Source organism: Paenibacillus sp. LT-B23, assembly GCF_059417685.1.
In genome coordinates, this window is record NZ_JBSQBM010000029.1 from 24548 (window position 1) to 50629 (window position 26082).

Sequence of the window (26082 nt, forward strand, 5' to 3'; positions counted from 1 at the left end):
TACTTTACAGTTTCAATTATACCGTTTCAAAAAACTCAAGCGGCTTACTGTCTTTGCTCAGCGTTACGAACGCTTTTTTCCACTCGCTCGTATAGCCGGAATGACGGCCGTAGCGTTTTGGTTTTGCAGGAACACGAAGCGTGTTTACGTTACTTACTTTCACGTTAAAGATTGCTTCGATTGCTTTTTTAACTTCGACTTTATTGGAACGAATGTCTACCTCGAAAACGTATTTCAAGTCATTCATCATACCAGCCGTACGTTCGGTGATTACCGGACGTTTGATAATATCACGAGGATCCTTCATTACGCGAGCACCTCCTCTACCTTCTGAACTGCTTCCTTCGTAATGATCAGTTTGTCGTGTCCAAGCACGTCAAGAACATTAATGCCGTCTGCGGATACAAACTTCACACCAGGAATATTACGAGCGGACAGAGCAACATTATCATCATAGCTAGGAGCTACGATCAATGCTTTACGGTCAGCTTTAAGGTTGTTCAAAATGGCTGCGAATTCTTTCGTTTTAGGTCCGTTCAGTGTAAGAGCGTCCAATACGATGATTTCATTCTCAATCACTTTAGAAGACAAAGCCGATTTGATCGCCAAGCGACGAACCTTTTTAGGCAATTTGTAAGCATAGCTGCGTGGAGTCGGACCAAATACAGTACCGCCACCAACCCATTGCGGTGCACGGATCGAACCTTGACGAGCGCGGCCAGTACCTTTTTGTTTCCAAGGTTTACGTCCGCCACCACGTACTTCAGAACGTCCTTTTACTTTGTGAGTACCTTGACGCAGGGAAGCCAATTGCATAACAACAGCGTCATGAAGAACGTGTTTATTCGGTTCGATACCGAATACTGCGTCGTTCAATTCAATTTCGCCAACTTGGCTGCCGCTAATATTAAAAAGTGCTACTTTTGGCATTTCGTGTTCCTCCTTTCTTCAGTTGTTTATTTTTTCACCGTTTCTAGTACTTTAACGAAGCTGTTTTTAGGTCCCGGAATGGAGCCTTTCACGAGCAATACATTACGTTCTGTATCGATCTTAACAACTTCAAGGCGTTGGATCGTTACCGTTTCATGCCCCATGTGTCCTGGCAGGTGTTTACCTTTAGGAACGCGGTTAGCTTGAATGGAGCCCATCGAACCTGGACCTCTGTGGTAACGCGAGCCGTGTGCCATTGGTCCGCGGCTTTGTCCCCAACGTTTGATAACGCCGGCAAAACCTTTACCTTTAGAAATACCTGTTACGTCAACGAATTCGCCTTCTGTGAAGACATCAGCCTTCAGTTCTTGGCCAACCTCGTACGCAGCAAGGTCGATGCCACGAAGTTCACGAACGTAGCGCTTAGGTGCAGTATTTGCTTTTTTCGCATGTCCTGCTTCAGGTTTATTGGATCTTTTTTCTTTTTTATCAGAGAAACCGAGTTGAATAGCTTCGTATCCATCGTTTTCCAGATCTTTCTTTTGCAGAACAACACAAGGGCCCGCTTCGATAACCGTAACAGCAAGTACGTTACCTTCAGGGGTAAACACTTGAGTCATTCCGAGTTTTTTTCCTAAGATACCTTTCATGTTGACACCTCTTTTCTTTTCCTAATCACAAATTACAATTTAATTTCGATATCTACACCGGACGGCAGGTCCAAGCGCATCAAGGCATCCACAGTTTGTGGAGTCGGGTTAACAATGTCGATCAGACGCTTATGTGTGCGCATTTCGAACTGCTCCCGGGAATCCTTGTACTTGTGTACCGCACGGAGAATAGTAATGATTTGTTTTTCAGTTGGCAGCGGAATTGGTCCGGATACACCTGCGCCCGAACGTTTAGCTGTTTCAACAATTTTCTCAGCGGATTGATCAAGAATTCTGTGGTCGTAAGCTTTCAAACGAATACGAATCTTTTGCTTTGCCATTTTAGTCCCTCCTTCTATCGCCCAATTTGGTATCGGACATACTCCGTGAAAATTTTCCGACATCCCTCCCATGGCAAAGGGGCCGGGTGTGTCAGTAACCTCTCACATCATCGCACAGTCACAAACAACATTAGTTATTATATCTAATAGTTCTGCCTATTGCAAGCAAAAATGAAAAAACAATGTATCTTATTTTGAAAAGATACAATTGCACTCGCAGCTCGCGATTTATTCAAGAGAAAAGCCCCCGCACTAGGGCAGGGGCTTCTTTTAGCTCCGTTCCAATACAATGTTACTCGTTCCAGTACAATGTTGCTTTATTTAAAGGCCAAAGCCTTCTTATTTAGAGATTGTTGCTACCGCACCGGCGCCAACTGTACGTCCACCTTCACGAATAGAGAACTTAGTTCCTTCTTCGATAGCGATTGGGTTGATCAGTTGAACAGTAACTGTGATGTTGTCACCAGGCATTACCATTTCGGAACCTTCTGGCAAAGTGATGATACCAGTTACGTCAGTTGTACGGAAGTAGAACTGTGGACGGTAACCAGTGAAGAAAGGTTTGTGACGTCCACCCTCTTCTTTAGTCAAAACGTAGATTTGAGCAGAGAATTCTGTATGAGGTTTAACAGAACCTGGTTTAGCCAATACTTGGCCACGCTCGATTTGTGCACGATCTACACCGCGAAGCAATGCGCCAATGTTATCGCCAGCTTGAGCAGAGTCAAGCAATTTACGGAACATTTCTACGCCTGTTACTACGGATTTACGGGATTCTTCTTGAATACCGATGATTTCGATTTCGTCGCCCACTTTAACAGTACCACGCTCTACACGGCCTGTAGCAACTGTACCACGACCTGTGATGGAGAAAACGTCCTCGACAGGCATCAAGAAAGGCTTGTCAGTGTCGCGTTCTGGAGTTGGGATGTAAGTGTCGATTGTTTCGAACATTTCAACGATTTTCTTAGCATAGTCGCCCTCTGGGTTTTGCAGAGCTTCACGAGCGGAACCGCGAATGATTGGAGTGTCGTCGCCCGGGAAGTCATATTCGCTCAGCAAGTCACGAACTTCCATTTCAACCAATTCCAACAACTCTTCGTCTTCAACCATGTCACATTTGTTCAGGAATACAACGATGTAAGGTACGCCTACTTGGCGGGACAACAGGATGTGCTCGCGAGTTTGCGGCATTGGGCCGTCAGCTGCGGATACAACCAGAATCGCTCCGTCCATTTGTGCAGCGCCAGTGATCATGTTTTTAACATAGTCGGCGTGACCTGGGCAGTCAACGTGTGCATAGTGACGGTTAGGTGTTTCGTATTCCACGTGTGCTGTGGAGATTGTGATACCGCGTTCGCGCTCTTCTGGAGCTTTATCGATTTGGTCGAATGCTACAGCAGCACCACCGTAAGTTTTGGACAATACAGTTGTGATTGCAGCAGTCAAAGTAGTTTTACCATGATCGACGTGACCAATAGTACCGATGTTAACGTGCGGTTTGTTACGTTCAAACTTAGCCTTTGCCATTTGAACAATTCCTCCTCAATAACTTGTTTTATTTTTAGGCTGCCGGTTTCCTCTTGGAAAAACCTTGATTATACCAGTCAGCTGATACATTGTATTACTCGCCGCCTTTGGTTTTGGCAACGATCTCTTCAGCAATGCTCTTCGGAACTTCTTCATAATGAGAAAGCTCCATGGAGAACACGCCGCGTCCTTGTGTACCAGAACGAAGTGTAGTCGAGTATCCGAACATTTCGGACAAAGGCACCTTCGCACGAATGATTTGAGCTCCACTACGGGAATCCATACCTTCAATCCGGCCACGACGGGAGTTCAACATACCCATTACGTCACCCATGTATTCCTCAGGAACCGTTACTTCAACTTTCATAATCGGCTCAAGCAATACTGGTTTACATTTGTCTTTCGCTGCTTTCAGCGCCATTGATCCGGCAATTTTAAACGCCATTTCATTGGAATCGACATCATGGTATGATCCGTCCACAATTGTAGCTTTAACGTCCACAAGCGGGAAGCCTGCGATAACGCCGTTTTTCATTTGTTCCTCAATACCAGCAAGAGCAGGAGCGATGTACTCTCTAGGAACAGAGCCGCCGACTACCTTACTTTCGAATTGGCTACCAGTACCTGGCTCAAGCGGTTCGAACTCAACCCATACGTGACCATATTGACCACGACCACCGGATTGACGAACGAATTTACCTTCGACACGTGCTGGAGCACGGAACGTTTCACGGTAAGCAACCTGTGGTTTACCCACATTGGTTTCCACCTTAAACTCACGACGCATACGGTCGATGATGATATCAAGGTGAAGCTCACCCATACCTGCTAAGATGGTTTGGCCTGTTTCTTCGTTAGTATGAGCGCGAAGAGTTGGATCTTCTTCGGTCAATTTACCGAGAGCAACAGACATTTTATCTTGGTCAGCTTTGGTTTTAGGCTCAACCGCGATTTCGATAACCGGATCAGGGAAATTCATGGACTCGAGAATAACTGGATTCTTCTCATCACACAGTGTATCACCTGTACCTGTATCTTTCAAACCTACAGCTGCCGCAATATCACCGGAGTAGACTACAGTGATTTCTTGACGGCTGTTCGCATGCATTTGAAGAATACGTCCGATACGTTCGCGTTTGCCTTTTGTTGCATTCAATACGTATGAACCGGATTGAAGAACACCGGAGTATACGCGGAAGAATGTCAACTTACCAACGTAAGGGTCCGTCATGATTTTGAAGGCCAATGCCGAGAATGGCTCTTCATCGGAAGAGTGACGTTCAACTTCCGTACCGTCTTCCAAATGCCCTTGAATACTTGGCACGTCAGTAGGAGCCGGCAAGTAATCGAGAACAGCATCCAACATCAGCTGAACACCTTTGTTACGGTAAGAAGATCCACAGATAACTGGGAAGATTTTAACTTCTACAACACCTTTACGGAGAGCGGCTTTAATTTCGGCAACCGAAATTTCTTCGCCTTCCAGGTATTTCATTGTCAATTCTTCGTCCAGTTCAGCAACCTTCTCGATCAATTCATTGCGAAGTTCTTCAACTTGATCTTTGAATTCCGCAGGAATTTCGACTTCTTCGATATCTTGACCAAGATCATCTTTGTACATATGAGCTTTTTGTTCAACGATATCGATAATACCAGTAAAATCATTTTCTGCACCGATTGGCAATTGAATCGCAACTGCGTTCGCTTGAAGGCGATCACGCATGTCGGAGACAACATTCAGGAAGTCGGCACCAATGATATCCATTTTGTTTACATATGCGATCCGCGGAACGCCGTAGCGATCAGCCTGTCTCCATACGGTTTCGGACTGAGGCTCAACGCCTTCTTTCGCACTGAAAACACCAACTGCTCCGTCCAATACACGAAGGGAACGTTCAACTTCAACAGTGAAGTCAACGTGCCCCGGGGTGTCGATGATATTGACGCGGTGACCTTTCCAGGCAGCGGTCGTCGCAGCGGAAGTAATCGTGATTCCGCGCTCTTGTTCTTGTTCCATCCAGTCCATTGTCGCAGCGCCTTCGTGAACTTCACCGATTTTGTGCGTACGTCCTGTGTAGAACAAGATCCGCTCTGTTGTTGTGGTTTTACCCGCGTCAATATGAGCCATGATCCCGATATTACGTGTATTCGTCAAGGAGAACTCTCTTGCCATGAAATGGGTCTCCCTTCAAAATTGAAGTTATTTTTTTGAGCTGAATCCTACCAACGGTAGTGAGCAAACGCTTTGTTTGCTTCAGCCATTTTGTGCGTATCTTCGCGTTTTTTCACGGAAGCGCCTGTGTTGTTGGAAGCGTCGATAATTTCAGCCGCCAAACGCTCTTCCATAGTTTTCTCACCGCGGTTGCGGGAGTAGTTTACGAGCCAACGTAAACCCAGGGAAGTACGTCTTTCTGGTTTTACCTCGATTGGTACTTGGTAGTTGGCACCGCCGACACGGCGTGCTTTAACTTCCAGGACTGGCATGATATTCTTGATAGCTGCTTCAAAAACTTCCATCGGGTCATTCCCCGTACGTTCTTGGATAAGCTTGAACGCATTGTACAGAATGCTTTGAGCAACGCCTCGTTTTCCGTCGAGCATGATGCGGTTGATCAGGCGGGTAACCAACTTGCTGTTATATACCGGATCTGGCAACACGTCTCTTTTGGTAACTGGACCTTTGCGTGGCATGGATATCCCCCTTTCTTACATGTTAAACCGATTTATTCGGTTTATATTCATTAGGATTTTTTAGCTTTAGGGCGTTTTGCGCCGTATTTGGAACGAGCTTGCATGCGGTTGTTTACGCCTGCAGTATCCAAAGCACCGCGAACGATATGGTAACGTACACCTGGAAGGTCTTTTACACGACCGCCGCGAATCAGCACTACGCTGTGTTCTTGCAGGTTGTGTCCGATACCCGGAATGTAAGCAGTCACCTCTACACGGTTCGTCAAACGAACACGAGCATATTTACGAAGTGCGGAGTTTGGTTTTTTTGGAGTCATAGTACCTACACGAGTGCATACTCCGCGTTTTTGCGGGGCACTGATGTCGGTAGCTTCACGTTTCAAGGCGTTAAAACCTTTTTGCAAAGCCGGTGATTTCGATTTCTCGATTTTGGCTTGACGTCCTTTACGAACCAGTTGGTTAATAGTTGGCATTGTGGTTGCCACCCCCTTCCTCAATTTTTCCTGTTGCTTCACAAACCATTTCTAAGCCCACAGACCCAGGCGGTTCATAAAAGAACAAATGAAAAGTCTTTGCCGCCAAGAATTCATTCTCTTAGACAAAAACGTTCCTTACCCTATTGTTTTACGATAGCAGCCATAGCGGCTCCCACTTCAATCCCACATGCAGCTCCGAGATTTTTCATTGTATCTACAAAAGTCACCTTGACTCCCTGCTTGTTGCACAAAGCAATGATGTTGGAAGTGAGACGTGGATCTGCGTCTTCCGCCACATATACTTCAGAGGCGAAGCCCAATTCAACCATACAAATGGTTTGTTTGGTACCGATTTTGACATGAGCATCTTGCAGTCCCTGTTCTTTAGACATATCTCATTCCTCCGAAAAGACACAATAGCATATAGGCTACTCACGCACCTTTGCTATATTAGCATTGACTATAAGCAATGTCAAGAAAATTATCGACTATAGTCTACTTAACAAAGCAATACATTTCATTTCAAGAGAAAAGCGCCGGAACACCGTCTGATAGAGCATAATCTAAAAGCTCCATCAGAGAACGAATGTTCCGGGCCCATCATGCCATTTGTTAACGTTATATTACTCGGCCGAAATCGGTTCGAGTTCTTCGGAAGAGGATTGCTCCCCTTCCGGTTGGGCAAATTTCACACTGCGGTAACGATTCATACCTGTACCCGCAGGGATCAACTTACCAATAATGACGTTCTCTTTCAGACCAAGCAACTGATCGACTTTGCCTTTTATAGCCGCATCGGTCAGCACGCGAGTGGTCTCTTGGAAAGATGCTGCTGACAAGAAGGAGTCAGTTTCCAGAGATGCCTTGGTGATACCAAGCAGAACTGGTTTGGCTACCGCTGGCTCTTGGCCACTGAGAATTGCTGTCTTGTTCGCATTCTCATACTCGTGTACATCAACAAAGGAGCCTGGAAGCAGCGTGGTATTCCCCGCATCAAGGATACGAATTTTACGCAACATTTGACGGATCATAACTTCCACGTGCTTATCATTGATTTCTACGCCCTGATTCCGATATACGCGTTGAACTTCTTGAAGGATATAGTTCTGTACTCCGCGAATACCTTTAATGCGCAGCATTTCTTTAGGGTCGATTGAACCGTCTGTCAGTTCATCCCCAGCTTCAACAGTCATGCCTTCGCTTACGCGCAGACGAGAACCATACGTAACCGAATAAGTTTTCGTTTCAGCTTCACCCTGAATGTCGATCTCACGGCGATCTTTACCTTCACGAATTTCTTTAACTGTACCGTCAATTTCACTGATGGTTGCCTGACCTTTAGGATTACGTGCTTCGAAAAGCTCCTGAATACGCGGCAAACCTTGTGTAATATCGTCGCCCGCTACACCGCCTGTGTGGAATGTACGCATTGTAAGCTGGGTTCCTGGTTCACCGATGGATTGTGCCGCGATAATACCAACTGCTTCACCAATCTCAACGTGTTTGCCAGTAGCCAGATTGCGACCGTAGCATTTCTTGCAGACGCCATGTTTGGCACGACAGCTCAGTACAGAACGAATTTGAACCTTCTGTACACCGGCTTTAACAATTGCTTCAGCTTTGTCGGAATCGATCAATTCGTTACGGCCAGCCAAAATCTCGCCAGTCTCCGGATGACGTACCGTTTCAAAGCAATAGCGACCTTCCAGGCGGTCATACAGATCCTCAATAACTTCTTTACCGTCCTGAATACGGCTTACTGTAAAGCCTTTGTCAGTTCCGCAATCTTCTTCACGCACGATAACATCCTGCGCCACATCGACAAGACGACGAGTCAGGTAACCTGAGTCAGCCGTACGAAGCGCTGTATCCGCCAAACCTTTACGCGCTCCGTGAGTGGAGATGAAGTACTCGAGTACTGTCAAACCTTCACGGAAGTTCGATTTAATTGGGAGCTCGATAATGCGACCGGATGGATTGGCCATCAGACCACGCATACCGCCGAGCTGGGTAATCTGTGATTTGTTACCCCGCGCTTTGGAGTCTACCATCATCATGATGGAGTTATAGCGATCCATAGACTTCATCAGCACTTCGGTAATATCATCTTTCGCTTTGGACCAAATATCAATAATCCGGTCATAGCGTTCCTCGTTCGTAATCAGACCACGACGGTATTGATTCGTTACGACTTGCGCTTTGTCCTCAGAACCTTTAAGAATTTCTTGTTTTTCCACTGGCACGATAACGTCCGATACAGCAACAGTTACACCTGCACGAGTAGAATACGTAAAGCCAAGCTGTTTGATTTTATCCAAAATCACAGCTGTTTCTGTTGTATGGTAAGTTTCAAAGCAACGGGCAATAATGTTACCAAGATAATCCTTACCCACCCCGCCAGCTTGCGGAGCATTTTGAATCGCTTCTGTAAGGTTTACACCCTTCTCGTAAACAAAGAACTCCTCAGCAGTACCATAAAGCAGGTTGGCACGGGTAGCATCATTGATGTACGGGAAGCTGGCCGGGAAAATTTCATTAAAGATAATTTTACCAACCGTTGTGATCAGCATTGCATCCTGTTGTTTTTCCGTAAAGCTCGTTTTATTCAAAGCTTTAACCGGAATAGCTACACGAGCATGAAGACCCGCTGTACCGCGCTGATAAGCCGATATAGCCTCGTTCATATTGCGAAGGATCATGTTGCTGCCTTCTTCTTCTTTGTTATCCATAGTCAGATAGAAAGAACCAAGGACCATATCCTGGGAAGGAGTAACAACGGGCTTGCCATCTTTCGGATTCAAAATGTTACCGGAGGCCAGCATGAGCAAACGTGCTTCTGCCTGGGCTTCCGCAGACAACGGAACGTGAACCGCCATTTGGTCACCGTCAAAGTCGGCATTATATGCCGTACATACGAGCGGATGCAAACGGATTGCACGACCTTCAACCAAAATCGGTTCAAACGCCTGAATACCGAGTCTATGCAACGTAGGGGCACGGTTCAGAAGAACCGGATGCTCCTTGATTACTTCTTCGAGTACATCCCATACTTCTGCGCTCACGCGCTCTACTTTACGTTTCGCGCTCTTGATGTTGTGTGCAAGACCTTTGTTCACCAGTTCTTTCATGACAAAAGGTTTGAACAGTTCCAATGCCATTTCTTTCGGCAAACCGCATTGGTACATTTTCAAGTACGGACCTACAACGATAACGGAACGACCGGAGTAGTCAACACGTTTTCCGAGCAAGTTTTGACGGAAACGTCCTTGTTTACCTTTCAGCATATGACTGAGCGATTTCAAAGGACGATTACCCGGACCTGTAACAGGGCGGCCACGACGACCATTATCGATCAGGGCGTCAACAGCTTCCTGCAGCATCCGTTTTTCATTTTGTACGATAATATCCGGAGCACCCAGATCTAGCAGGCGTTTCAGACGGTTGTTACGGTTAATAACACGGCGGTACAAGTCATTCAGGTCAGAGGTAGCAAAACGTCCACCATCCAGCTGTACCATCGGACGAAGCTCCGGAGGAATAACAGGCAGCACGTCCATGATCATCCAGTCTGGCTGGTTGCCGGAGTTACGGAACGCCTCAATCACTTCAAGACGCTTGATCGCACGGTTGCGGCGTTGTCCTTGAGCTGTACGCAGCTCTTCTTTCAGGAATTCCAGTTCTTTGTCTATATCCAAATCTTGAAGGAGCTTCTTAACCGCTTCAGCACCCATACCTGCCTGGAATCCGTAGCCGTATTTTTCACGGTAGCTGCGGTATTCTTTCTCGGACAGGAGTTGCTTTTTCTCCAATGGCGTATCTCCTGGATCAGTTACAACATAAGATGCGAAGTAAATGATCTCTTCCAGAGATCTTGGAGACATATCAAGAGCAAGACCCATACGGCTCGGAATGCCTTTAAAGTACCAAATATGCGATACAGGGGCAGCCAGCTCGATGTGACCCATACGCTCACGACGAACCTTAGCGCGGGTAACCTCTACGCCACAACGGTCACAGACAACACCTTTATAGCGCACGCGCTTGTACTTACCGCAATGACATTCCCAGTCTTTCGTAGGTCCGAAAATTTTCTCGCAAAATAGTCCTTCTTTTTCCGGTTTAAGCGTACGATAGTTAATCGTCTCCGGTTTTTTGACTTCTCCGCGGGACCAAGAACGAATCTTTTCGGGGGAAGCAAGCCCGATTTTCATATATTCGAAATTGTTAACGTCCAACAAGGAGCAACCCTCCTTAACCAAATCCTGAGTTTTTAGGTTTGATACCGCCCGGCAGCACCGGGCGGTATCAAGAAGCTCGATCCATCCTGTAGAGAATGGATCGAGGCATATAACAAAGCTGATATGATTCAGTCAGCAGACAGACTACTCTACGCCAACCTCAGAGCCTTCCAGATTTAAACTCAGCTTGTCGCTGGTTGTATCATCTTCATCATCAAGCTCTCTCATTTCGATCTCTTGCTCGTCTCCAGACAGAATCTTCACGTCCATACCCAAGCTTTGCAGCTCTTTGATCAAGACCTTGAATGATTCAGGCACACCCGGTTCAGGAACATTTTCACCTTTGACGATGGATTCGTAAGTTTTAACACGTCCAACCACATCATCGGATTTGACAGTCAAAATTTCCTGAAGCGTGTAAGCCGCGCCGTAGGCTTCCAGCGCCCATACTTCCATCTCCCCGAAGCGCTGACCACCGAATTGAGCTTTACCACCCAACGGCTGTTGCGTAACGAGAGAGTAAGGACCTGTAGAACGAGCATGGATTTTATCGTCAACCATATGCGCCAGTTTGATCATGTGCATGACACCGACAGTAACTTCACGTTCAAAACGATCACCTGTACGTCCGTCATACAACACCGTCTTACCATTGCGCTGCATGCCTGCCTCTTCCATCGTATCGAACACGTCATACTCCTTGGCACCATCGAATACCGGGGTTGCCACATGAATACCAAGACGCATTGCAGCCATACCCAGATGAATTTCAAGCACCTGTCCGATGTTCATCCGTGAAGGTACGCCCAGTGGATTAAGAACGACCTGTACTGGTGTACCGTCCGGCAGAAACGGCATATCTTCTTCAGGCAAGATACGGGCAACGACACCCTTGTTACCGTGACGTCCGGCCATTTTATCGCCTTCGGAAATTTTACGTTTTTGAGCAATATATACACGAACCAGTTGGTTTACGCCTGGTGGCAGTTCGTCGCCATTCTCACGTGTAAATACTTTGACGTCCACAACAATCCCGTCTGTTCCGTGAGGAACTCTCAAAGAAGTGTCACGAACCTCGCGTGCCTTCTCACCAAAGATCGCATGCAAGAGGCGCTCTTCGGCTGTCAGCTCCGTTACACCCTTAGGTGTTACTTTACCAACGAGAATGTCACCTGCACCGATTTCGGCACCGATGCGGATAATTCCACGCTCATCCAGATTACGGAGCGCTTCTTCACCAACATTCGGAATATCACGGGTGATTTCTTCCGGTCCAAGCTTCGTGTCGCGGGCTTCGGATTCGTATTCCTCAATATGAATGGAAGTGTATACGTCTTCCTTAACCAGCTTCTCACTCAGCAAGATCGCATCCTCGTAGTTGTAACCTTCCCAAGTCATGAAGGCAACGACAACGTTACGTCCCAATGCCAACTCGCCCATCTCTGTGGAAGGACCATCTGCGAGAATATCACCAGCCTTCACCACATCGCCTCTGTTAACAATTGGACGTTGGTTAATGCATGTTCCTTGGTTCGAACGCATAAATTTGTGTAATTTATACTTAACTATGTCGCCCTTCACTTCGGAACCATCTACCGTTTCGATACGACGCAGCCAAATTTCGTTAGCTGAAGAACGTTCGATGACACCGTCGTACTTGGATACAATACATACCCCGGAATCTTTCGCAGCCTTGTGCTCCATTCCTGTTCCGACCAAAGGAGACTTCGGAATCAACAATGGAACGGCCTGCCGTTGCATATTGGAACCCATCAACGCACGGTTGGAGTCATCGTTCTCTAGGAACGGAATCAGTGCAGTTGCCACGGACACGACCTGTTTAGGCGATACATCCATATAGTCAACACGGCTACTTGCCATTGGAATGATGTTATCAGACTGCTTGTTGTAACGGACAATGACGACTTCTTCCTTAAAGGTGCTGTCCTCTGTCAGTTCCTCATTTGCCTGGGCTACGATGTAGTTATCTTCTTCATCAGCCGTCAGGTAATCAATTTGGTCTGTAACTTTTCCGGTTTTCGGATCTACCCAACGATAAGGAGCTTCGATAAATCCGTACTCATTGATACGCGCGAAGGTAGACAAGGAGTTGATCAAACCAATGTTTGGTCCCTCTGGTGTCTCGATAGGACACATACGGCCGTAGTGACTCGGATGGACGTCACGTACTTCCATGCCCGCGCGTTCGCGTGTCAAGCCGCCGGGTCCGAGTGCGGACAAACGACGTTTGTGTGTCAATTCGGCAAGCGGATTCGTCTGATCCATAAACTGGGAGAGCTGGGAACTACCAAAAAACTCTTTAATTGAAGCAATTACCGGACGTATGTTAATCAGCGCCTGTGGCGTGATCACATTCGCATCCTGAATTGACATTCTTTCGCGCACCACACGTTCCATACGGGACAAACCGATGCGGAACTGGTTCTGGAGCAATTCACCTACAGAGCGCAAGCGACGGTTACCTAAATGGTCAATATCGTCCGTGCTTCCGATTCCGTGAAGTAAGTTAATAAAATAACTGATGGAGGAAATAATATCGGCAGGCGTAATATTTTTAACCGATTTATCAATATTTCCGTTGGCAATCAGCTTTACAACTTTACCATCCTCAATCGGCGAGAATATGTCGATTGTTTGAAGAGGAATATCGTTGCTTTCCAGCACGCCAGTAGCAACATGATACGTACGGTGTCCTACCGACTCCTCAAGTTGGGCCAAAATCTCGTCCAACAAGCGGCGATCCACCATTTGTCCTGCTTCAGCGATGATTTCACCGGTTGTCGTATCAATCAAAGTCTCAGCAAGCCGTTGATTGAACAGACGGTTTTTGATGTGAAGCTTTTTATTGATTTTGTAACGGCCTACGTTGGCCAGATCATAACGTTTTGGATCAAAGAAACGTGCAACGAGCAAGCTCTTTGCATTGTCCAGTGTAGGTGGCTCACCCGGACGAAGACGCTCATAAATCTCAATCAGCGCTTTTTCCGTAGAGTCTGTGTTGTCTTTATCAAGCGTGTTACGGATATATTCGTCATTGCCGAGCAAATCCAGAATCTCAGCATCAGTGCCAAAGCCAAGCGCACGCAGCAACACCGTAACCGGAATTTTACGGGTACGGTCAATCCGGACATAGATAATGTCCTTCGCATCCATCTCCAGTTCGAGCCAAGCCCCCCGGTTAGGAATTACCGTTGCGGTGTATGTTGTTTTCGCATTCTTGTCGACTTTTGTGCTGAAATAGACGCTGGGAGAGCGAACCAACTGGCTGACAATAACCCGTTCCGCACCGTTAATAATAAACGTACCCGTATCAGTCATCAGCGGGAAGTCTCCCATGAATACTTCCTGCTCTTTCACTTCCCCGGTCTCTTTATTAATAAGCCGGACTTTTACCCGAAGCGGTGCTGCATACGTTACGTCGCGTTCCTTTGCGTCGTCAACGGTATATTTGGGTTCTCCGAGAGAATAATCGATAAACTCCAAAATCAGGTTTCCTGTGAAATCCTGAATTGGAGAAATATCCCGAAACATCTCCCGCAATCCTTCCTCCAAAAACCAATCATAGGATTTTTGCTGGATCTCAATCAGGTTCGGAACCTCGAGTACCTCGTTAATACGTGCATAACTGCGCCGAGTGCGTCGACCATATTGAACAAGATGTCCTGCCAACTTAAACTCACCCCTCATGTCTACTCACTTTAAAAATTCATTGCGAACCTTTGTTTGTGACCTTATAATAAGACACAGACAGAAGATTCAATCCACAAATACAGAAAAGCCCTTACTCGAATGCATTCGAAAAAAGAGCGACGTATCTGCAGAATCCTCTTACCGGAAGATCTTCATCACTTGTAGATTTGCCCAAAATGATTGTATTATACGTAATAGGTATAAATACTATACCCTTCTACGCATAAACCTATTGACATTTCAACAAACTAAAGCCATGGAGGGCATCCTAATACTGACATTTTATAATAATATCACAGACCAGGATTCAAGTCAATGGTCCTATTGCATTTTTCTAAAACTTTTTTCGCCTTCAAAATACGGTAACCTTTATCCTTCGTAACTTCCTCCACACGTCCGAAAAGGCTCTCGATTTTAGCGCTTGCCGAAGGGGCACCCTGCTTTTTCTGTATAACCACCCACAAAGCTCCACCTTCATTTAAATGTTCATAAGCAAGCTCGAAAATGGTATGCACCGTTTCCTTACCCGCGCGTATAGGTGGATTCGTTAGAATCACGTCAAACCGATCATCTTTTACTTCCTCAAATAGATCGCTTTGCTTTATCGTCACATTGGTAATTCCATTCCGTTCCGCGTTCTCTATAGCCAGTTGAACGGCTCGCTCGTTAATATCCACCATTGTAACGTGACCATTCGGTACAAGCGTAGCTGCCGTCAAACCAATCGGTCCATAGCCACACCCTACATCCAGCACTGAAGCCTGCGCAGGAAGCTGCATCGCCTCAATCAACACACGGCTACCGTAATCAATTCCCTGCTTCGAGAAAACGCCTGAATCGCTGGCAAAACGGTATGTCCGCCCCCGCAGCACTGTTTCCAGGCTCCGCCGTTCGTGCGCCGTCTCTGGCCGTTTGGAGTAATAATGATCAGACATTCATGACCACCTCCTTGGTTGTAATACCATCATAGCCTTCACTAAAATGTTTCAGACATGCTTGTACTGCCGTTTTACAGCAACAAACCCCTTGAAGATCACCTCAAGGGGTTTGTTTTAGTGCATTGTCTGCTAGATAGCAGTCAATTATTTCACTTCTACGGAAGCGCCTGCTTCTTCCAATTTTGCTTTCAGGGAATCAGCTTCTTCTTTCGCGATTTTTTCTTTCAGTGGTTTTGGAGCGTTGTCAACCAGTTCTTTTGCTTCTTTCAGGCCAAGACCTGTAATTTCGCGAACTGCTTTGATAACGTTAATTTTGGAAGCGCCAGCGCTTGTCAAAATTACGTCGAACTCGGATTGCTCAGCTTCTGCTGCGCCACCTGCTGCGCCACCTGCTACAGCTACTGGAGCTGCTGCAGTTACGCCGAATTCTTCTTCGATTGCTTTAACGAGATCGTTCAGTTCCAATACGGACATACCTTTAATTGCTTCCAAGATTTGCTCTTTACTCATGGTTGAACCTCCATTTAAATTCTTATTTTTTTGTTTTCAATCTGCTATACAGCAGCTTTAATCCCTAACTTATGCGCTTTGCTCTTCTTTTTCCGCAACAGCTTTAACTGCAAGCGCGAAGTTGCGCACAGGAGCTTGAAGCACACTGAGGAGCATGGAAAGGAGACCTTCGCGGGATGGCAGTTCTGCCAACGCTTTGATTTCCTCAACACCGATAACACGGCCTTCTACAACTGCACCTTTCAGTTCCAGCGCAGTGTTTTTCTTAGCGAAATCATTCAAGATTTTAGCTGCAGACACTGCATCATCTTTGCCGAACGCGATTGCAGTAGGACCTGTCAATACTGCGTCCAGTTCAGTCAATTCTGCTGCCGCAGTTGCACGACGGAGCAGCGTGTTTTTCAGCACTTGAAATTCGATTCCGGCTTCGCGAAGCTGCTTACGCAGCTCAGTTACTTGGGCAACATTCAGACCGCGATAGTCAGCAACCACAGTTGTTACGCTCTCGCGCAATTTTGCAGCTACAACTTCAACAGCTTCTTGTTTTGCTTGAATCACTTTTGCATTTGCCAAACTGTACACCTCCTGATCAATTTATCCGCTTTGCTCGACCGACCTATCCGGCGGTCGCACAAAGCTACCTTCATGAGCATGAAAAAAGCCTCCGTAGAGTACGAAGGCTTGATAAATCTACATGAACGGGATAAGCCCGTCACATGAAACGTTCTATCATAACACCTCGGTAGGAGATTAAGCCCGAAGGCCCCTACTGTCTACGGTAAGCATATTCAACTTTAATGGTCAGTCACACGGACTCACAACTTTTACAGAATAACAAAATCAATTGAACGTGTCAATCAAAATATTATTTGTAAACAGATGCGTTCACACGAGCACTTGGTCCCATAGTCGAAGAAATAGCGATGTTTTTCAGGTAAACACCTTTAGCAGCCGCTGGCTTCGCACGGTTCAAGGCTTCGATCAAAGCTTTAAGATTCTCGTTCAGTTGTTCAGCACTGAAGGATGCTTTGCCGATTGGCGCATGAATTTGACCCGCTTTGTCGAGACGGTATTCGATTTTACCAGCTTTGATTTCTTGAACAGCCTTGGCAACGTCGAAAGTAACTGTGCCTGCTTTAGGGTTTGGCATTAAGCCTTTACCACCGAGCAAACGACCCAGTTTACCAACCTCACTCATCATATCAGGTGTCGCAACGCAGACGTCGAATTCGAACCAGCCTTGTTGAATTTTGTTGATCATATCTTGATCGCCAACAAAATCAGCGCCAGCCGCTTCGGCTTCTTTCACTTTGTCACCTTTTGCAAATACCAGAACGCGTTGTGTTTTACCCGTACCATGTGGCAGGACAACAACACCACGGACAGCCTGGTCTTGTTTACGGGAATCTACGCCCAGACGGACTGCTGCTTCAACAGTTTCGTCAAATTTAGCAGTTGCGCCTTTTTTCACCAATTCAACGGCTTCTAAAGGCTCATAAGTCGCTTCGCTGTCGATCAGCTTAGCGGCTTCCAAGTACTTCTTACCATGTTTAGCCATAATCTTTTCCTCCTTATGTGGTATTAGCGGATATTCCTCCCACACTTGCCGGACAGTCAAACTGCCGGCACACGAAGACTAATATAAATTAATCTACGATGGTGATACCCATGCTGCGAGCAGTACCTTCAACCATACGCATTGCCGATTCTACGGAAGCTGCGTTAAGGTCAGGCATTTTTTGCTCAGCAATTTGACGAACGGTAGCGCGATTTACAGTTGCAACTTTCGTTTTGTTCGGTTCACCGGAACCTTTTTCGATTTTAGCAGCAACTTTCAACAGCACAGCAGCCGGTGGAGTTTTGGTGATGAACGTAAAAGAACGATCTTCAAACACCGAAATTTCAACCGGGATGATCAGGCCTGCTTGATCAGCAGTACGAGCATTGAACTCTTTACAGAATGCCATGATGTTGACACCTGCTTGACCCAAAGCTGGACCTACTGGAGGCGCTGGATTAGCTTTACCTGCAGGGATCTGCAGTTTTACCATTTTGATTACCTTTTTTGCCACGGATGACACCTCCTTGACTCAATAGTGGTAGACGGACCTAATGATCCTCCCACAAGAAACCTGTAAGAAAAATCTATATTTTCTCCACCTGAGTATAATCTAACTCAAGCGGGGTTTCCCGTCCAAACATGTTGACGTGAACCTTAAGCTTGCTCTTCTCAACCAAAATTTCTTCCACGGAGCCCACAAAATTCGCAAAAGGACCAACTTTAATTCGCACGGATTCCTTAACATCGAATTCAATCTTCGGTTTCGGCTCTACCATGCCCATATGCTTCAGAATCTGTTCAACTTCTTCTGGAAGCAAAGCTGTCGGTTTGGAACCCGAGCCTGTTGATCCTACAAATCCCGTAACACCTGGTGTGTTGCGCACAACATACCAAGAGTCGTCGGTTTGAACCATTTCGACCAAGACATAACCAGGGTATACTTTACGCATAACGGTCTTTTTCTTACCGTCCTTGGTTACCAGTTCTTCTTCCATTGGAACAAGAACGCGGAAAATCTTGTCCTCCATGCCCATGGACTCAACGCGTTTCTCCAAATTGGCTTTGACTTTGTTCTCATACCCTGAATAGGTATGAACGACGTACCATCTTTTTTCCATATCAAGCCACCTGGAACCCTTCCTAGATAATCGCTTCGATCACAGCGGAAATGCCGATATCGAGAACCCAAAAATAAATCGTGACAAACGCAATCGTCCCAATGACAATCAGCGTATAGTTGGTCAGTTCTTTACGATTGGGCCAGCGAACCTTCTTGAGTTCAGCCCAGCTTTCAGAGAAAAAGGAAAACAGAGACTTGAAACTGCGTTTCACGCCGACTACACCTCCAAAAACTATCTGGTTTCCCGATGAGAAGTCTGTTCGTTACAGGACTTACAGAATTTCTTCATCTCCATGCGGTCGGGGTGATTACGCTTGTTTTTAGTCGTTGTGTAATTTCTTTGTTTGCATGTTGTACAAGCCAAAGTAATAATTACCCGCATGATGTGCACCTCCCGAAGACATCCAACACCGGAAGTCTCATAATTGATCCTAAAAAAAACCGCGAATTTAGGCCTACCTAAAACACTTTATCACACGCGGTTTTCCATGTCAACGAATGTTTGCATACATTTCGCAGTCCCGGCTGTGGTGCATTTTAACATCTGTTCATCCTTGTAAAATCATCTCTGAAAAACCTCTCCAAGATCCATGCGATATCTATTATTTATCTTTTTAGTATAAATCATTCTTCACACATATAAACCTGCATATCCTGCCCTTAACGAATAAAAAAAGACTCGGACTCGAGCCTTTTCCCTGCCAGCCTCTACTTTCAGCTATCCCTTACTTCCAAATACTTTTCAAGTTTGCGCTTGACCCGTTGCAGCGCATTATCAATAGATTTCACGTGGCGGTCAAGATCCTCGGCAATTTCCTGATATGAACGTCCGTCCAGATACAGCATAAGTACCTTCCGTTCCAGCTCGCTCAGAATCTCGGACATTTTGTCCTCAAGGCCTACAAACTCTTCCTGATTGATAATCAGTTCTTCAGGATCACTTACCTGTGTTCCGCAAATCACGTCCAGTAGCGTCCGATCCGACTCTTCATCATAAATGGGCTTGTCCAGAGATACGTAGGAATTCAGAGGAATGTGCTTTTGTCGTGTGGCCGTCTTGATTGCCGTAATAATCTGTCTTGTAATGCACAGCTCGGCGAAGGCCTTGAACGAAGCAAGCTTGTCTCCCTTAAAATCACGAATAGATTTGTAGAGACCAATCATGCCCTCCTGAATAATATCCTCGCGATCAGCGCCGATCAGGAAGTAGGATCTGGCCTTGGCCCGCACGAAGTTCCGATATTTATTAATCAGAAACTCCAGTGCCTCCCCATCACCTTCATGGACTGCTCCGACAATGTCTTCATCATTTTTGTAATCAAACTTTGACAACATGATATCCTTGAGGTCCACACTCACTAACAATCCCTCCGGCTGCAACGCAAGATACCCGTTACTCTCTCAAATATAGGACAAGTATACGCGATGTAACCTGATACCGTCAACCACAACAGCCTAAAAAAGAAGAGCACTAACAAAATTGTCAATGGTTTCAAAATGGGGAACTGTCCAATTACTGGATTTTCTTTCTCTGGACTATTCTCTTCTCCAGCGCTCGAACAGCTTTCGAAGCTCCGGGCTTAGCTTGGCATCCAGCGAATTGCGGGACAGTTTGGCACTATCCTGCTCTATCCGCTTTTTCACTTCCTTTTCAGATTCCTCAATCTCAATCAAAAGTTCACGCGCCGACACCCTTAGCGCTCCTTGTCCAAAAGCGACATGTTGTTCCACCTGATCACTTGTTGCTACATAAATGCTTCTTCTTCGGCTGCTTAGCTCCCGAACCAATCGCTCGATACACTCGTCAGCGGTCTCTTTTTCTTTTGTAAAATAAATCTGGACTTTACTCTGGGCATACGTTTTACCCAATCCTGGCACCCGGTAAGCATCAAATACGACGATGACTCTTCTGCCGGAATACGCCTGATGATCCGCGAGTCGTTCAAGCAGTCTGTCCCTCGCTTCCTGCATACCAGATTGTACCAGTGCGGAAAGTTCGGGCCAGGCTCCAATCATGTTGTAACCGTCCACAAGCAGAACATCCCGCGTGTCAGCCATATCATCAGCCCCGTGCCTGTCGTCCGCGCAACACTTCGTACATCACGACACCTGCGGCTACAGAAGCATTCAGGGAATTGATTTCCCCAGCCATCGGCAGCTTAACGAGTACGTCACATTTCTCACGGATCAAACGGCCTATCCCTTTATTTTCGTTACCAATGACAATAGCCACTGGCCCCGTGAATACACCATTTCCAAAAACCGGGTCCGTAGCTGTCACATCCGTGCCGACTACCCATACACCTTCCTCTTTGAGGCGGTCGATCGTTTGCCCCAAATTGTTCACACGCGCCACTGGAACGTACTCAACCGCCCCCGCCGATGTTTTGGACACCGTTACAGTTACTGCCGCCGAACGTCTTTTGGGCACGATTACGCCATGTGCACCTGTGCAGTCCGCTGTCCGAAGGATAGACCCCAGATTATGGGGATCTTCAATCTCATCCAATAGGATTAAAAACGGCTCCTCTCCCTTGCTACGAGCAGTTGCGAGCAGTTCTTCCACTTCAACGTAAGCAAAAGGTGCAACCTGTGCAACCACTCCCTGATGCTGTATTCCCGGAACCATTTGATCAAGCTTACGCTTGTCCACCTGTAACACAATGATCCCCGCTTTTTTAGCCTCAGCCGTAATGGGCAATGTCAGGTGCTTTTGTGCATTATCCGCAATCCATATTTTATTTATCGTTCTGCCTGAGCGAAGCGCCTCCGTTACCGAATGCTTACCGGCAATCCATTCTTCTTCCATATCTAGCTTCCTCCCGGGAAACGGCCAATGCTCAATGCATTTGATCCGCTCGTTCCCAATTAAGATTTTCCTGTATTTTCCATTCGTGCAATGCCGTACGTAATCAATTCTCTCATTCTGTCCAAACGTCCGTCACAATAAAGAAAACCGAACAGTCCCTCCAGCGCAGTAGCATGACGATACTCAAGCACATCAGCATTTTTGGGCAGGCTCCCTGACTTGGCATTTCTTCCTTGTCTAACAATATCACGTTCTTCCTCCGTCAATACCGTCTCCAGTAGCGTGAGCATACGGCTCTGCGCCTTGGCAGAGACTAGCCCTGTGGCTCGCCGATGTAAATGGTTCGGGCGCAGATTGGGCTGCGCCAGCAAATATTGCCGCACCGCGACCTCATACACGGCATCGCCAATGTAAGCCAGCGCAATCGGCGGCATCAGGCGGGCCGGCTTGGAGGCAGGATACGGGAACCAGTTTCCCGCACCTTCCGAAGCTCCCGTGTTCAATGGCTTATCACTCATTTTCGCCGCCACCGCATGCCCTGTGCTGTATCCTCAAGCACGATTCCTTTGGCAGCCAGCAGATCGCGAATTTCATCGGCTCTGCCCCAGTTCTTGGTTTTGCGTGCCTCGACACGTTCCGCAATCAATTGTTCAATTTCATCATCCAACAATTCTTCTCTCGGTTCCGCATAAATACGAAGTACGTTGTTCATCGTATGAAAGGTATGCAATACAGCCTTCAATTCCGCCTGATTTACGACATCGCACTGCAACAGATGATTCGCTTCGCTAACCCAGTCAAATACAGCAGTAATCGCGTCAGGTGTATTGAAATCATCATCCATTTTTTCGCCAAACTGCTGCAAGATCCCGTCAAGCTTGGCTTGCAGTTCCACTGACACTTCCCCGTTGCCTTCCAGCGCATTGGCTAAACGATGCTTCACGTTGGTAACTGCATTGGCAATCCGTTCGACACTATTCTCCGCCTGACTCATCGTCTCTTGGTTGTAGTTCAACGGATTCCGGTAATGAGTCGAAAGCATAAAATAGCGTAAAGCCTCCGGCTTGTGACGAGCGCGCAAATCTTTTACCAAAATACCATTACCGAGTGATTTCGACATTTTTTCATTATCAATGCGAATATATCCGTTATGCATCCAGTAGCGGGCCAACGGTTGGCCCGTAATGACCTCGGATTGTGCGCATTCGCATTCATGATGCGGGAATTGCAAATCCTGTCCGCCCCCGTGAATATCCAGTGTATCCCCCAGATAGTGGCGAGCCATGGCCGAGCATTCGATGTGCCAGCCCGGACGGCCGTTGCCCCAAGGACTTGACCAATAAATTTCTCCAGGCTTGGCAGCCTTCCAGAGTACAAAATCCTCAGCATTTTCCTTGCGTTCATCCACATTAATGCGAATCCCAAACTGAAGCTCCTCCAGATTCTGACCCGACAGCTGACCGTAGCATTTGAATTTTTTAGTACGATAGAACACATCGCCATCATTCTCATAGGCATATCCTTTATCTACCAGTTGCTTAATAAAATTGATAATCAGATCCATACTCTCGGTTACACGAGGATTCATGCTGGCAGCAGGGACATTCAATCCTGCCAAATCCTCATGATAGGCCGCAATAAATTTTTCGGCAACGGCCGAAACATCCATACCCAGTTCCCGAGCCTTGCGGATCAATTTATCATCGACATCCGTAAAATTCACCACATAATTCACGTCAAAGCCCAAATACTCCAGATAGCTGCGCACCACATCAAACACAATAACAGGTCGTGCGTTGCCGATATGAATGTAATCATACACGGTAGGTCCGCATACATACATTTTAACCTTTCCAGGCTCGAGTGGCACAAATGGCTTCCGGCTCCTCGTCATTGTATTATAAATTTGAAGCGGCATCGTTATGTTCCTCCCTAATGAAAATCATCCTTGTATTTTATTCTCTTGGGCCACCTGATGTTTCTGAGCGGATCGCCCATCCTTCAAATCAGATATTTCTGCACGCAATCGTTCTATTTCCAGTTGAAGCTCCCGCATAGAATCTACGACCGGATCGGGTAACTGGTGACTAAGTCGATCTGGACGTCTACCGTCCTGTCTGACAACCCGTCCCGGGATACCCACCACCGTACTGTTTGGCGGTACCTCTTTTAGCACAACCGAGTTGGAGCCAATGTTGGACTGCGCCCCAATCGTAAAAGAGCCTAATATCTTGGCCCCAGAGCCTATAACCACATTATTCCCAATCGTAGGGTGGCGCTTCCCTTTTTCTTTACCCGTCCCTCCAAGAGTGACCCCCTGGTATAATACGACATCATCACCAATCTCGCAGGTTTCCCCAATGACAACTCCCATGCCATGGTCAATGAACAGCCGATCTCCAATATGAGCACCGGGATGGATTTCAATCCCTGTCATAAATCTCGATACTTGCGATATAACACGGGCTAGAGTACACCAGTTTCGCAGATAAAACCAATGTGCGGTTCGATGTGCCCAAAGTGCATGAACGCCGGAATAAGTAAAAATAACCTCCAGCTTGCTCCGGGCGGCCGGATCATTATCCAAAACAGTCTGAATGTCGGATTTGATATGTCTGAACATGTCGCCCCTCCTATTTCCCCCATTTCCTTGCCGCATCTCCACACCACTCCGCGTTTTCGCCAATTTTCGCATTCGTCAGCACACTTCGACATTTTTCACCTTTAACATGTTTGAGTCTGATAAAAATGAAAAAGCGTCTCCGCAGCCTAAGCTGCAGAGACGCATGAACGTGGTCCCACTCTGCTTCGGGCATACCTGCTGCATATAAGCAGAGAAGCCCGTCTTTGGCGTCCGGTAACGAGAACGATTCGGCACACCCTTGCCACATCAGCAGTCGACGCTAATTGGGATCGGGCGCACGGCTCCCAGGCGCATTTCCTCCGCAGGTCATCTGGACGGCTTCCAGCCCCGGGGTTCCCCTCGGCCGTCCTCTCTGGCAAATGCCCTTATGCAGTGTACTTCTCCTGTTCTCAGCCTTTACACGTAAATATCAATCCGTATCAATGGAGTCATTATAGCGAAAAGACAACAAATTGACAAGAAATATCAGCCTTTAATTTGTGCCTTGAGACGGTCCAGGACCTTGTCACGTCCGAGCAGGAAGATCGTTTCGTTCAAATCGCGTCCATGAGTTTGACCTGTAAGGGCCACACGAATCGGCATGAACAACTGTTTCCCTTTAAAGCCGGTTTCCTTTTGAACTTCCTTGATCAGCTTGGCCATTTGTGGAGCGGTAAATTCCTCGCTCACTTCAACCTTGCCAGCAAAGGCTTTAAGTACTTCAGGAACCTGCTCTTCGGCCAACACTGCCGCCGCTTCAGCATCAAGCTCCAGATGCGAACGGAAAAACAGCTCAGACAAAGCCACAATGTCGGACGCAGAGTTCATTTGTTCCTGATATAAGCGAACAAGAGCCTTAGCCCAATTCTGTTGTTCCTCCGATAATTCATTTGGTAACAGCCCCGCTGCTTGCAAATGAGGAATCGCCATACCAGCAATCCGCTCAGGATCGGCTTTTTTAATATAATGATTGTTCAGGTAAGCCAGCTTGTTGGTATCAAAGACAGCCGGACTTTTGGACAAACGGTTGGGATCGAAAATCGAAATCAATTGTTCCCGGTCATAAATTTCTTCTTCGCCTTCCGGGGACCAACCCAGCAGCGCAATAAAATTGAATATAGCTTCTGGTAAGTAGCCCAATTTGTCGTACTGCTCCATGAACTGAATAATGGACTCGTTGCGTTTGCTAAGCTTTTTGTGATCATCGCCCACGATCAGTGTCATATGACCAAAGATTGGAGGCTCCCATCCAAGCGCTTCAAAGATCATCAATTGTCGCGGTGTATTGGAGACATGGTCCTCACCCCGCAGCACATGCGATATTTTCATCAAATGATCGTCTACTGCTACAGCGAAGTTATATGTCGGAATACCGTCTTTTTTGACGATAACAAAATCGCCGCTTTCCTTCGAATTAAACGTAATTTGGCCTTTGACCATATCATTAAACGTATATTCGCGATCTTCTGGTACGCGGAAACGGATACTTGGTACACGACCCTCCGCTTCGAATGCCTGACACTGTTCCTCCGTCAGATCACGGTGTTTCCCGGAGTAGCGTGGTGTCTCCCCACGTTCCGTCTGTTCTTCACGTTCGCGTTCCAGTTCTTCTTCGGTGCAGTAACAGCGGTAAGCCAGGCCACGATCCAGCAGATCCTGCCAATAGGTTTTGTATATATCCAAACGTTCAGTCTGACGGTAAGGTCCATACTCGCCTCCGACATCCACGCTTTCATCCCAATCCATACCCAACCATTTCAGATATTTAAGCTGGCTTTCTTCCCCGCCTTCAATGTTGCGTTTCACATCTGTATCTTCAATACGAATAATAAATTTGCCACCTTGGTTCCGAGCATACAAATAATTAAATAATGCCGTTCTGGCATTTCCAATATGCAGATGCCCTGTTGGGCTTGGGGCATAACGTACACGAACTTCCGTGCTCATAAAATCT

At 46.7% G+C, this 26082-nt stretch carries 27 protein-coding genes and 1 other annotated feature; all 27 genes read right to left on the minus strand.

Translation table 11 applies throughout. The features are described 5' to 3' along the window. Positions 1 to 16: 16 nt before the first annotated feature. A complete protein-coding gene (rplW, locus tag ACWXW9_RS26060; RefSeq protein ID WP_013312159.1) occupies positions 17 to 307 on the minus strand; it encodes a 50S ribosomal protein L23 in 291 nt (96 codons plus the stop codon). Further along, positions 307 to 930: a 50S ribosomal protein L4 gene (rplD, locus tag ACWXW9_RS26065; RefSeq protein ID WP_025685937.1), complete on the minus strand. Its 624-nt coding sequence runs from the start codon at positions 928 to 930 to the stop codon at positions 307 to 309. The genes rplW and rplD overlap by 1 nt, the downstream gene beginning before the upstream one ends. 26 nt (positions 931 to 956) lie before the next feature. Continuing rightward, the gene (rplC, locus tag ACWXW9_RS26070; protein WP_013312161.1) at positions 957 to 1580 is read right to left on the minus strand and encodes a 50S ribosomal protein L3; all 624 of its coding nucleotides are present in this window, start codon (positions 1578 to 1580) and stop codon (positions 957 to 959) included. Between the two features lie 32 nt (positions 1581 to 1612). Continuing rightward, the gene (rpsJ, locus tag ACWXW9_RS26075) at positions 1613 to 1921 is read right to left on the minus strand and encodes a 30S ribosomal protein S10 (protein ID WP_005544556.1); all 309 of its coding nucleotides are present in this window, start codon (positions 1919 to 1921) and stop codon (positions 1613 to 1615) included. Positions 1922 to 2260: 339 nt separating this feature from the next. Continuing rightward, positions 2261 to 3451, minus strand: coding sequence for an elongation factor Tu (gene tuf, locus ACWXW9_RS26080; RefSeq protein WP_028542619.1), 1191 nt, complete (start codon positions 3449 to 3451; stop codon positions 2261 to 2263). Positions 3452 to 3545: 94 nt separating this feature from the next. Further along, a complete protein-coding gene (gene fusA, locus ACWXW9_RS26085) occupies positions 3546 to 5624 on the minus strand; it encodes an elongation factor G (protein ID WP_494931764.1) in 2079 nt (692 codons plus the stop codon). A gap of 47 nt (positions 5625 to 5671) precedes the next feature. Continuing rightward, positions 5672 to 6142: a 30S ribosomal protein S7 gene (gene rpsG / locus ACWXW9_RS26090; protein WP_007432586.1), complete on the minus strand. Its 471-nt coding sequence runs from the start codon at positions 6140 to 6142 to the stop codon at positions 5672 to 5674. Between the two features lie 50 nt (positions 6143 to 6192). Beyond that, on the minus strand, positions 6193 to 6615 hold the full coding sequence (rpsL, locus tag ACWXW9_RS26095; protein WP_007432587.1) for a 30S ribosomal protein S12: 423 nt from the start codon (positions 6613 to 6615) through the stop codon (positions 6193 to 6195). A gap of 143 nt (positions 6616 to 6758) precedes the next feature. Beyond that, entirely contained in the window at positions 6759 to 7010 is a 252-nt protein-coding gene (locus ACWXW9_RS26100) for a ribosomal L7Ae/L30e/S12e/Gadd45 family protein (protein ID WP_494931765.1), read from the minus strand. A 231-nt stretch (positions 7011 to 7241) separates the two neighbouring features. Next, entirely contained in the window at positions 7242 to 10856 is a 3615-nt protein-coding gene (gene rpoC, locus ACWXW9_RS26105; protein ID WP_494931766.1) for a DNA-directed RNA polymerase subunit beta', read from the minus strand. 144 nt (positions 10857 to 11000) lie between these two features. Beyond that, a complete protein-coding gene (rpoB, locus tag ACWXW9_RS26110; RefSeq protein WP_149096350.1) occupies positions 11001 to 14546 on the minus strand; it encodes a DNA-directed RNA polymerase subunit beta in 3546 nt (1181 codons plus the stop codon). Positions 14547 to 14860: 314 nt separating this feature from the next. After that, positions 14861 to 15502, minus strand: a complete 642-nt coding sequence (locus ACWXW9_RS26115) for a class I SAM-dependent methyltransferase (RefSeq protein ID WP_494931767.1) — start codon at positions 15500 to 15502, stop codon at positions 14861 to 14863. 147 nt (positions 15503 to 15649) lie between these two features. Beyond that, entirely contained in the window at positions 15650 to 16015 is a 366-nt protein-coding gene (gene rplL, locus ACWXW9_RS26120; protein WP_025685943.1) for a 50S ribosomal protein L7/L12, read from the minus strand. 69 nt (positions 16016 to 16084) lie between these two features. After that, positions 16085 to 16588, minus strand: coding sequence for a 50S ribosomal protein L10 (gene rplJ, locus ACWXW9_RS26125; RefSeq protein ID WP_134912299.1), 504 nt, complete (start codon positions 16586 to 16588; stop codon positions 16085 to 16087). A gap of 72 nt (positions 16589 to 16660) precedes the next feature. Then, positions 16661 to 16812 (minus strand) — a sequence feature (ribosomal protein L10 leader region). Positions 16813 to 16880: 68 nt separating this feature from the next. Continuing rightward, positions 16881 to 17573, minus strand: a complete 693-nt coding sequence (gene rplA / locus ACWXW9_RS26130; RefSeq protein WP_014278322.1) for a 50S ribosomal protein L1 — start codon at positions 17571 to 17573, stop codon at positions 16881 to 16883. 88 nt (positions 17574 to 17661) lie between these two features. Further along, positions 17662 to 18087, minus strand: a complete 426-nt coding sequence (gene rplK, locus ACWXW9_RS26135; RefSeq protein ID WP_014278323.1) for a 50S ribosomal protein L11 — start codon at positions 18085 to 18087, stop codon at positions 17662 to 17664. Positions 18088 to 18160: 73 nt separating this feature from the next. Beyond that, positions 18161 to 18694, minus strand: a complete 534-nt coding sequence (gene nusG / locus ACWXW9_RS26140; protein WP_014278324.1) for a transcription termination/antitermination protein NusG — start codon at positions 18692 to 18694, stop codon at positions 18161 to 18163. Positions 18695 to 18716: 22 nt separating this feature from the next. Further along, complete coding sequence (secE, locus tag ACWXW9_RS26145; RefSeq protein WP_013312170.1) at positions 18717 to 18908, minus strand: preprotein translocase subunit SecE; 192 nt, start codon at positions 18906 to 18908, stop codon at positions 18717 to 18719. Positions 18909 to 18928: 20 nt separating this feature from the next. Then, a complete protein-coding gene (rpmG, locus tag ACWXW9_RS26150; protein ID WP_023990562.1) occupies positions 18929 to 19078 on the minus strand; it encodes a 50S ribosomal protein L33 in 150 nt (49 codons plus the stop codon). 332 nt (positions 19079 to 19410) lie between these two features. Beyond that, positions 19411 to 20055, minus strand: coding sequence for an RNA polymerase sporulation sigma factor SigH (gene sigH / locus ACWXW9_RS26155; RefSeq protein ID WP_016324748.1), 645 nt, complete (start codon positions 20053 to 20055; stop codon positions 19411 to 19413). A gap of 177 nt (positions 20056 to 20232) precedes the next feature. Next, positions 20233 to 20754: an NYN domain-containing protein gene (locus ACWXW9_RS26160; RefSeq protein ID WP_149096353.1), complete on the minus strand. Its 522-nt coding sequence runs from the start codon at positions 20752 to 20754 to the stop codon at positions 20233 to 20235. A gap of 4 nt (positions 20755 to 20758) precedes the next feature. Beyond that, positions 20759 to 21505: a 23S rRNA (guanosine(2251)-2'-O)-methyltransferase RlmB gene (rlmB, locus tag ACWXW9_RS26165; RefSeq protein ID WP_494931768.1), complete on the minus strand. Its 747-nt coding sequence runs from the start codon at positions 21503 to 21505 to the stop codon at positions 20759 to 20761. Between the two features lie 59 nt (positions 21506 to 21564). Further along, entirely contained in the window at positions 21565 to 22023 is a 459-nt protein-coding gene (locus ACWXW9_RS26170; protein ID WP_494931769.1) for a Mini-ribonuclease 3, read from the minus strand. Next, positions 22020 to 23423 carry a cysteine--tRNA ligase gene (cysS, locus tag ACWXW9_RS26175; protein WP_494931770.1) on the minus strand — a complete coding sequence of 468 codons (1404 nt, stop codon included), beginning with the start codon at positions 23421 to 23423 and terminating at the stop codon, positions 22020 to 22022. The genes ACWXW9_RS26170 and cysS overlap by 4 nt, the downstream gene beginning before the upstream one ends. 24 nt (positions 23424 to 23447) lie before the next feature. After that, the gene (cysE, locus tag ACWXW9_RS26180; RefSeq protein ID WP_494931771.1) at positions 23448 to 24128 is read right to left on the minus strand and encodes a serine O-acetyltransferase; all 681 of its coding nucleotides are present in this window, start codon (positions 24126 to 24128) and stop codon (positions 23448 to 23450) included. Between the two features lie 10 nt (positions 24129 to 24138). Then, the gene (locus ACWXW9_RS26185) at positions 24139 to 24396 is read right to left on the minus strand and encodes a hypothetical protein (protein WP_494931772.1); all 258 of its coding nucleotides are present in this window, start codon (positions 24394 to 24396) and stop codon (positions 24139 to 24141) included. Between the two features lie 218 nt (positions 24397 to 24614). Further along, the gene (gene gltX, locus ACWXW9_RS26190; protein WP_494931773.1) at positions 24615 to 26075 is read right to left on the minus strand and encodes a glutamate--tRNA ligase; all 1461 of its coding nucleotides are present in this window, start codon (positions 26073 to 26075) and stop codon (positions 24615 to 24617) included. Positions 26076 to 26082: the final 7 nt, after the last annotated feature.